The organism is Marinobacter guineae (assembly GCF_002744735.1).
Taxonomy (GTDB): Bacteria; Pseudomonadota; Gammaproteobacteria; order Pseudomonadales; family Oleiphilaceae; genus Marinobacter; species Marinobacter guineae.
In genome coordinates this window covers 1-8813 of the sequence record NZ_KZ319347.1, presented here as the reverse complement: position 1 = coordinate 8813, position 8813 = coordinate 1, and the positions used below count along the sequence as shown (strand labels likewise).

Sequence of the window (8813 nt, the reverse complement as noted above, 5' to 3'; positions counted from 1 at the left end):
TAATACCCAAACCCCAGTATCTACAGATGCTGGGGTTTTTTATTGCCCGGAATTTGAGAAATCTCAAAACCATGACACTGCGCACAGTGACGAAATGTAACCAGGTTTAAACTTCCACAAAAGAACTGGCTAAAAGAACATCAAAAACCAAGGCCAGCCTCAGAGACGCTCATCAGTCATTTTTTATAATCAGCCGCAAACAACAAGATAGCGGCAGCGATGAGACGTGACTATGGGTAAAACAACTTCTTCGCTTCTCCTCCTGTCCTTGGCGGCTTCAGGGGTGCAGGCTGAGCTACATCCGATCTCTGACGAACAGATGTCGGAGGTAACCGGTCAGGCATTTGTGTCTGTCGATCGCCAGTACCATCCCGACGCCAACGACAATACGGCCTATACCAGGGTCAACCTCGGAATGGATATCGAGATCCAGACCAATGTTGATGTGCTGGAGCTCGGGCGTTATGAGCGCGACGGCGAAAAGGCTGGCACGTCGGATGTCTATATCGAAGACTTTGCCTTGGGTTATATCAATAACCAGGCTTACTTCGATGCCAACCCAAAGGCCCCGAACCAGCGAAAGCCGGATGGAAGCACTTATGCGGAGGGAGAGATTGTCCCTTTTTCCATCCAGAACCCATTCTTTGAGTTTGCTTTTGACCAGGCCACGGACGAAGTCGTCGGTTTCCGTCTGGGATTTGGCGAGTCCATGGGCGTACTGTCCGGAAAAATCGAAACTCTGACCGGAAATGTAAACGTCGATATTATCGATCGTGGGGAAGGGTTGAGCCAGGCGAACTCCGGCGGCAACCTTTTTGATCAGATCATTGTTCTTCTAACGCCCCTGCTTGAGAGTGGCAGTCCCCTGTCGACGAAAGCCGAGTTGGTATACGGCGCCGAAGGTGATCCGAACATAGGCTCACCGGATCCAATCCGGGCTGAATACATTGGTATTCCAGACGGCGAGCGTTTCGTACTGGAGGGAGCAAGTGGGTTCACCCGGTGGTCCGTCAAAAACCTTATTGGTTGGGGCTCCAGTTCCCGGATAGAAGTACCCGATTGCTCATTCTTAAGCTGTTCCGGCGGTGACATCTATGTCTACGCAGAGGATTGTCTCGTTCTGGGAATTGATTCCTGTTTCGACCTTGATATCTACAACAGTTTCCCGGTGGGTCAGGTCGGTGAGGTTAATGGAGAACGGCGTATCACCGGCCCCGTCGATAGCGCCTTTATTTCATTTCAAACCAAGGATCTGGACTGGCTCAAGGATGTAAAGAAAACGGATTTCACGCCTGAGGACTTCATAAAAGCCACGTCTGGCGCTTTTTTCAATATTCCCAATGGTGCGACCGAAGTGAATCTCAACGAAGCACTATATGGAACCCGGCGTTACCGGAGCGAATACATTGATCGCGGCAAGGGGCTGTTCTGAGGAGATGGCAATGACTGACCTGTGCACACGTAGCTACCGAGATACTTGCCATGGTCTGGTCGGCCTGTTGGCGTTTCTGCTGGCCCCCCTGTTCTCTAATGTCTCTCATGCGGAACTCCTTGGCCTCTCGGAAACCGAAATGTCCGAAGTCGATGGCGCAGGGATTGGATTGGTACTGGAGAATTTCAAATTCTCCCACGGTACCGACGAACCCGATGCGGCCGGAAATCAGGCGCGGATTTTTCGCATTGGAGGGATCAAAAGCACGGATGGCCGCGACGTAGACATCACAGTAAACCATCTCTATATCTCTGGGGCCGGCAGTAATTATGGCCAGAATCTTGGTTCGGTAAACCTCGGGCGGCTTATTAATCCCTGGCGTATCGATCTGGTTGATGGCAACTCAATCGGAATTGCCGATAAAGCTGTTCTCGAATTCGCAGCCTCCTCCATGGTGAACTCAGGCGACGGGTACGACTGCCTAAGTACAGCTGCTTCGGCCGGAAGCGGAACCTGTTCCAGCCGGCCAGCGACGGCGGACTATATTGGTGAACGTGCCGATATTGGCATGCAGATGAACGTTGCGGTCGGTGATGACCGGTCGGCCAACATCAATATTCACGCAAAAAGTGCGGTCATCGATGGCAGTTACCTCCGTCTTTGGGGGGATGATAATCGCCGCCAGATGGTCGGCCAGTTCAAGTTGAATTTCTATTCCCCGGAACTCTCGGTCAATGCCTGCGCCCAGGATGGAAGCCGCTGCGGTTCGAGGATCCTGATGAGCGATTTCGCGCTGGAGCTGGCCATTGGAAACCAGTTGCAGCCGGTGTTTTTTGATGTCGATGGCTCTGGCAACTTCGTGGTTGAAGTAGCCGCCATTCGTCGCCCCCAACCCGGGGAAATTGGCGCTGATGGCCTCAGGGGAAGCAGTAACGCCGAGGCCTGGGATTTTTATGACTCCTACTACACCAGCCCGGAGTTTCGCAGCAACCTGAGCATCGGCAATTTCAGTGTCGGTGACCGCGATTTCGGCTCGGCACGTGTTCAGGGAATGTTGATCCAGCATCTGAATATAAAAACCAGGGATTTAGGCCAATGACACCGACAGGATTGCGCAGAACTCTATCACTTTTGCCTCTGTTAATTCTTTCGCTCCCGGTAACTGCCGAGCTCTCTCGCCTTGGCGACGAGGTCCTGTCCGGAATATCTGGCCAGGGTGGCATCTATCTTTCAGGTGACATAAGCATCAATGAGGTGGGCGGCCCGGTCGAAAACAGCTACTTCGGGCGATGTGACGACGCGTCAAAGAAATGCGGTGCCCGTTTCGCCTATCGACTGAAAGAAGACGGTGGCTGGATGGTTCTTGACGAAATCCGTGGCAATTTTGCCTTTGAAGGCCTGACGCTCAGAGTTCGCAACGTGGATTCCGGATTCGCAGGGGACGGTGACCTTTTCAATCGGGACGTTATTGAGCTGGGGCTGCCGAACACTGTCCGTTTCAATGATGTGCAATTCAAGATTGCGGGCAGCAGCACCGCCCGCCCAACTGATCCGGGCTTTCAGCAGACCGATATATTTTCCGTTGAAATGCAGGGTGAAGTGATGATGGAAGGGAATCTGCTCGTATTTCCGGCGGGCAATCCGTAACAGGGGGAGTGATCAGGGCAATGGGTATTCAACACTCTCTGAAGCCGTTTACCACTTTTGCCGGGGGAGTTGCCTGCCTGGTGTTTTCTGCCGGAATCTCGGCGGGAATGAAAAGCCTGGATGACTCTGTTCTGGCGGGTATCAGCGGGCAGAGTGGTTTGACCATGGAGCTGGATCTTGGCCTGACTGCCGGCCGCCTGTCCTATTTTGACGATGGTAACGGCCTGCATCTTGAGGGTTTCAGGGTTGGTTCAGCGACCGACCCCACTGGTCAGGCGTTTCACCTGGTCCGGGTTGATATCACGGAAGATGCCACCCTTAACCTGGATTACCTTGTTGAAGACCGGCGAATTGAGTTTGGCGATATCCGTCTTGCGGGCGCACCGGGCGTCAGCATGGGTGGGGTTTTTTTTGATCATTCTCTGAAAGGGTATCTCAATATTCGTCAGGGTGGTGCGCTTGGCGGGTCCGGCTACACCTTCGATACTGCCTATACCATGACCGGCGGTCGCCTCGGGTATCGGACCAACGGCAACGAGCTCTTTCTTGATAATATTACGATGAATGTTGAGGCCATTGGTGTAACGCTGGACCTGGTGGGCAATACCCTGACGCTGGATGCGCCCCGGATTGTGGGTGACTGGGAGGTGGGCGCAATCCGGTACAGTAACAACCCCTTGACTCACGGTGTAAGTCTGGACTCTGGCACGGGCCAGCCGCTGCCGAGTTACGGAAGTCTCAGTGGTCGCTATGAGCTTTCATCGAGAACCGATATCACCGCGGGTGGACGCGCCGGAGAGGGGCTCCGGATCGATAGCGAGACGGTTATTCACACAGCTTCCTTTCTTTACACGGATGATGGTAACACTCTGGCCTTGCGTGACATTGAGGGGGCCTACCGGATCAATGACCTGAGACTGGATGTGGCGCCGGATTGGAAGAATCGACCGGCATTGGCTCTGACCCTGGGCTCAATGGATGGTGATTTCCGGATTGGTTCCATTGAAATGGGTGCTAATGGTAAAAGCGTTGGTCAGATTAATGTCAGCTTTCTGCTTGAGGACCAGGTGTTTAACGGTCGCAATTATTCCAACGCCATTTACCTGCAGGGCGGTGGGCATTCGAATGCGGGGCCCCAGGGGCTGCGCCTCGCGACTGAGTGGAGTCTGCGGCTGGCTGATTTCAGTTACACGGAAGATGGCAACCGGGTGATCTTCAGTGGCCTGCAGTCCTGGGGGCAGGGAGATGTAACGGTCAATGTAACGCGCAATGAAGTGAATAACGGCACCGAGTTCTTCGATGGCTTGCGCGTTGGGTTTGAAGGTATTAAGGCGGGTTACCGCATAAATGGCCTGCGGGTGGGCAGCGAAGATGCACCCCTGCAGGGCGGCACGGAACTGTTGCTTGCACTCGGATTTTATCCAGCCTATGAGTTTGAGCTGGACGGCCACGTGACGCTTGGAGCCGGTGGAGCCTCCGGCGCGGGAATCACAATTAATTCGGATATCCGGATTCGTGACGGCAAGGCGGCGATTATTGCTGCTCCATACGATGAAGGTAATGGAGAGGTCAGCCAGAAGGGATTGTGGATTACCGAGCTGGATTACAACGCCCATGTTCGAGATATGACTGTCGACGTGACCGAAGACGGCCTTGCGATTATCAAGGGTGAAGCCTGGAGTACCATGGATATCGGAAACCTGAGAGTCGGTGACAAGGAATCTGGCCAGAGTTTCGGGCGATTCGTCGTTAAGAAGTATGAAACTGGCAGCAGTATGACGGTTATTCCGGGTGGAGCCGGAGATGTCTGCGCCGGCGGCATGGGGAGTAGTGCCGGCGAGTGTGAGGCCTCTGGAGGCGTTTGGGAAGCTCGTGGCGGAGAGGGCCTGACTGTCCGGCTGAGGCAGGTTTTTGCAAAAGCCATCAGCGATACCCGGAAAAATGAATTGGTCTGGGAGACCAATCGCCAAATTGACGGTGCTGGCCGAGCAGTAAATGGTACTGGTACGCAATTGGTGTTGAACGACATCTACACCAGTGATGGTGGCGATTTTGACGGTGATGGAATTGATGACAACAGCTTCGGTACTCGTACTGATCTGTCAGTCGATGTTTATCGGACCCGGGTTGTGAAGAAGGCTGATGGAGCCGACTCGCTGGGTGTGGTCGGTAACAGAGGCGACGAGAAAATCATGGATGCTTCTGCCGCCGCAGGGTATCGGTATGTCTCGAATCCAGTAGCTCAGGACGCCGAGAACCGTCCGCTCGGTTTTGCAGTGAAGGCACGAAGCCAGTTCAAGGAGCTTTCTATTAATAATATTGATCTGGTCCACCCGGTTGGTGGTGCTCAGACGGCGGTTTATGGAGTGAAAATGCAGAACTTCGATATCAAGGCAAACCTGACGGCAACGCCGATTCCCTGATCTGCCGGAAGTCATTTCGAAAACCCTGACCGCCGACTTTGTTTTTTTCGCCTCCCTGGTGTTTAATCCGGCCTTACCCAATCTTATGGCTGGATGCGGCTTATGAAATCCAAGGCACTTTTAGAGCTTCTCAGTGACGGCCAAGTTCACTCGGGAGAATCCCTGGCCGCTTACCTTGGTGTAAGTCGCACCGCAATCTGGAAACAGATTCGTCGCGCCATGGATGAGGGCGTTGAGATTGCCACGATTCGTGGGCGCGGGTATCGGCTCGCTTCCCGGCTCGATCTTCTTGATCGGGATTCGGTACTCCAGTGTCTCCTGCCGTCGCGCAGGGAAGCGCTCTCTTTGACTGTCCTCGATGAAGTGGATTCGACTAATGCCGAAGTGATCAGGCAGATCGCGGCGGGGGCCGGGGAAATTCCGGTGGCTATCGCCGATTGTCAGACTGCGGGACGCGGACGTAGAGGGCGCGTCTGGCAGAGCCCCCGGGGAGAAAACCTTTACTTGAGCATGGGGCTTACTTTTCATGGCGGATTTGGTGTTCTCGATGGTTTGAGCCTGGTGTTGGGTGTTGCCGTGGCCAACGCGCTTGAGCAGCTTGGCGCGCCGGAAGTCGGGCTCAAGTGGCCCAATGACATCTTTCTTCCGGACGGCAAGCTGGGCGGTATTCTTGTAGAGTTGCAGGGTGAGCTAGAGGAAGGTGTGGTTCAGGTGATCGTTGGCATTGGCCTCAATGTTCATATGTCCCGCGCAGAGGGGGTCGATCAGCCGTGGAGCAGTCTCGCCAGGGCGTGTCCGGAGATTGATTGGTCGCGAAATCAGATCGCTGGCGCCATTATTGACGCAGTCCTGGATACGGTTTCTATTTTTTCAGACCTGGGTTTCCAAAGCTTTCGTGAGCTCTGGCAGCGGCGCGATATTTTTATGGGGAAGTCTCTCCAGGCACGAGGTGGCGACGTTGAAGGAATTGGCTGCGGTATTGATGACAATGGTAATTATCAGGTAAGGACCGCTGACGGAATCGTTCCGGTGCGCGCCGGAGAGATCAGCCTGCGGGAAATGCAATGAAGCTCTACGTCGACGCCGGGAATACCCGGCTCAAATGGTGTCTCGAGGAAGCAGGTACGACTGTAGCCAACGGTGCCGGGGTGCTGGATGAGGAAAACCCGTTTCCGGGTCTTGCAGGCTACGCATCCGGCATTCGAGGGATTGCAGTGTCAACGGTGGCCTCGGAGGAGAAACGCGAGAGACTGCTCGGTTATCTGGCGGTTTTAAGTAAGGTTCCTGCGCGTTGTTATTGGTCGGAGCCAGAACGGGGCGGGCTTCAAAACGCCTATTCCGACTATGACAGGATGGGCGCAGATCGCTGGCATGGGATGTATGGTGCCTGGCTTGACCACAAGCAGGGCTTTGTTGTGGTGGACGCGGGCAGTGCGGTCACCGTAGATTTCGTGAATCAGTGTGGCCGTCACCTTGGGGGGTATATTCTCCCAGGCTTGCAGATGATGTTCCGGAGCCTCAAAACGGATGCCGCGCGTATCGGGTTCGATCCTGAGCAGGTTTTGGAAACTGGCCCCGGCAAAAGTACTGGCGAGTGCGTTAACCATGGGCTTGCGTGGCTGTCGGATGCCATGATTGCCCGTATCCGTTGGGATGCGCAAGCGTTCGGTCTTGCGGATGTGCTGGTTACCGGTGGCGATGCGGATCGACTCATCCGACTCGGCCTGACTGGAATCCATCGCCCTGATCTGGTGTTGGCGGGCCTTCGTGCCATTGCTGACGAGGAAACATCCTGATGCGATGGCTGGCGCTACTGCTGCTTCTTTTGAGTGTCGGGCTTTATTATCTTCCGGATTATCTCGGGCCCTCCGTTGGTATGGCCAAAGTCGCCAGTGGAAGTTTGCCCAGGGTAGTCAGTCTGAAGTCACCGGATCCGGAGGGCTCCCTGGTTGAAGTGGTTCCGTCTCAGGAAGCTCCTGTGTTGTCCTGTGTGCGTCTTGGCTGGATAGAATCTGCTGAGCGTACTCGGGAGCTGATCAGTAGCCAGCCTCTTGCCAGCGAGGCTGCTTTTGCAGTCGAGGAGGTGTATCGGGAGCTGACTCCTTTGCATTGGGTGCTCATCCCGCCCCAGCCCCGGGATGTTGCATTGCGGCAGTTTCAGGATATTCAGCGGCAGGGTATTGATTCCTACCTGGTGACTGAGGGCGAGAACCGCAACGCCATTTCCCTCGGGCTGTTCGAGCATCGGGAATCTGCAATATCCGTGCTGGAAGAAAAAAAACGTCAGAATCTTAATGCAGTACTGGCCAACTTCCCCCGAAATCAGATAAGCTACGCCCTCACTTTTGAGGCTGAGCCGGAACTCGCAGAGGAACTGGTTCAGGCGGTAAAAACGGATTACGGTAGCAATTTTGATTTCATAGAAATCAGGCCTTGTGAAGGTGTTGCAACGCCAGAAAAAAATCCGTAGTATACCGCCCTCGCTGACGAGGCGATTGTGAGCTGGCGTAGCTCAGTTGGTAGAGCAGCTGACTTGTAATCAGCAGGTCGGGGGTTCGATTCCGTCCGCCAGCTCCACTTTTAAGTTTTGACGAATTTGCGTAAGCGAATTCGACTCGGAGGGGTTCCCGAGTGGCCAAAGGGATCAGACTGTAAATCTGACGGCATCGCCTTCGCAGGTTCGAATCCTGCCCCCTCCACCACTAATTGCTCGCGGGCATCGTATAGTGGCTATTACCTCAGCCTTCCAAGCTGATGACGCGGGTTCGATTCCCGCTGCCCGCTCCAATTTGTTTGCATTGCTCATGTAGCTCAGTCGGTAGAGCACATCCTTGGTAAGGATGAGGTCACCGGTTCAATTCCGGTCATGAGCTCCATTATTTATCCGGTCAACGTTACGATCCTGGTTGATTAGGGAGATTGGTCGAATGTCAAAGTCTAAGTTTGAACGTAATAAGCCGCACTTGAACGTGGGCACCNCCACGAAGTGTGGGGTACGGGTGAGAGCCGTGCGTTTGACCAGATTGATAACGCACCGGAAGAGCGTGCGCGTGGTATTACCATTGCGACCTCTCACGTTGAGTACGATTCTCCGACCCGCCACTACGCTCACGTAGACTGCCCGGGCCACGCTGATTATGTGAAGAACATGATTACCGGTGCGGCCCAGATGGACGGCGCTATTCTGGTTTGCTCGGCAGCTGACGGCCCCATGCCGCAGACCCGCGAGCACATCCTGCTGTCCCGTCAGGTAGGCGTTCCTTACATCGTTGTGTTCCTGAACAAAGCGGACATGGTGGATGATGAAGAGC

At 54.4% G+C, this 8813-nt stretch carries 7 protein-coding genes, 4 tRNA genes and 1 pseudogene; all 12 read left to right on the top strand.

Going from position 1 to position 8813, the window contains the following annotated elements:
• Positions 1-232 precede the first annotated feature (232 nt).
• Positions 233-1432: a DUF6160 family protein gene (locus tag CLH62_RS20745; RefSeq protein ID WP_099620067.1), complete on the top strand. Its 1200-nt coding sequence runs from the start codon at positions 233-235 to the stop codon at positions 1430-1432.
• A 10-nt stretch (positions 1433-1442) separates the two neighbouring features.
• Positions 1443-2531 (top strand): hypothetical protein, encoded by a 1089-nt coding sequence (locus CLH62_RS20740; protein WP_228152919.1) that lies wholly within the window; start codon positions 1443-1445, stop codon positions 2529-2531.
• The gene (locus CLH62_RS20735; protein ID WP_099620066.1) at positions 2528-3079 is read left to right on the top strand and encodes a hypothetical protein; all 552 of its coding nucleotides are present in this window, start codon (positions 2528-2530) and stop codon (positions 3077-3079) included. Before CLH62_RS20740 ends, CLH62_RS20735 begins: the two co-directional genes overlap by 4 nt.
• A 20-nt stretch (positions 3080-3099) precedes the next feature.
• Complete coding sequence (locus tag CLH62_RS20730; protein WP_099620065.1) at positions 3100-5502, top strand: DUF6160 family protein; 2403 nt, start codon at positions 3100-3102, stop codon at positions 5500-5502.
• 102 nt (positions 5503-5604) lie between these two features.
• Positions 5605-6570, top strand: a complete 966-nt coding sequence (locus tag CLH62_RS20725) for a biotin--[acetyl-CoA-carboxylase] ligase (RefSeq protein WP_099620064.1) — start codon at positions 5605-5607, stop codon at positions 6568-6570.
• Entirely contained in the window at positions 6567-7298 is a 732-nt protein-coding gene (locus CLH62_RS20720) for a type III pantothenate kinase (protein ID WP_099620063.1), read from the top strand. The genes CLH62_RS20725 and CLH62_RS20720 overlap by 4 nt, the downstream gene beginning before the upstream one ends.
• Complete coding sequence (locus CLH62_RS20715) at positions 7298-7972, top strand: hypothetical protein (RefSeq protein WP_228152918.1); 675 nt, start codon at positions 7298-7300, stop codon at positions 7970-7972. Before CLH62_RS20720 ends, CLH62_RS20715 begins: the two co-directional genes overlap by 1 nt.
• A gap of 31 nt (positions 7973-8003) precedes the next feature.
• A tRNA-Thr gene (locus tag CLH62_RS20710) sits at positions 8004-8079 on the top strand.
• Between the two features lie 40 nt (positions 8080-8119).
• Positions 8120-8204 (top strand) — tRNA-Tyr (locus CLH62_RS20705).
• Positions 8205-8214: 10 nt separating this feature from the next.
• Positions 8215-8289: transfer RNA gene (locus CLH62_RS20700), tRNA-Gly, on the top strand.
• Positions 8290-8302: 13 nt separating this feature from the next.
• A tRNA-Thr gene (locus CLH62_RS20695) sits at positions 8303-8378 on the top strand.
• Positions 8379-8481: 103 nt separating this feature from the next.
• Positions 8482-8813 (top strand): annotated as a pseudogene (locus CLH62_RS20690) (GTP-binding protein); the annotation flags it as partial.

What these genes read in the sequence shown, in the direction of transcription:
- CLH62_RS20740 (WP_228152919.1), top strand. Translation starts at nt 1,443, where the DNA reads ATGACTGACCTGTGCACACGTAGCTACCGAGATACTTGCCATGGTCTG.
- CLH62_RS20745 (WP_099620067.1), top strand. Translation starts at nt 233, where the DNA reads ATGGGTAAAACAACTTCTTCGCTTCTCCTCCTGTCCTTGGCGGCTTCA.
- CLH62_RS20735 (WP_099620066.1), top strand. Translation starts at nt 2,528, where the DNA reads ATGACACCGACAGGATTGCGCAGAACTCTATCACTTTTGCCTCTGTTA.
- CLH62_RS20715 (WP_228152918.1), top strand. Translation starts at nt 7,298, where the DNA reads ATGCGATGGCTGGCGCTACTGCTGCTTCTTTTGAGTGTCGGGCTTTAT.
- CLH62_RS20720 (WP_099620063.1), top strand. Translation starts at nt 6,567, where the DNA reads ATGAAGCTCTACGTCGACGCCGGGAATACCCGGCTCAAATGGTGTCTC.
- CLH62_RS20730 (WP_099620065.1), top strand. Translation starts at nt 3,100, where the DNA reads ATGGGTATTCAACACTCTCTGAAGCCGTTTACCACTTTTGCCGGGGGA.
- CLH62_RS20725 (WP_099620064.1), top strand. Translation starts at nt 5,605, where the DNA reads ATGAAATCCAAGGCACTTTTAGAGCTTCTCAGTGACGGCCAAGTTCAC.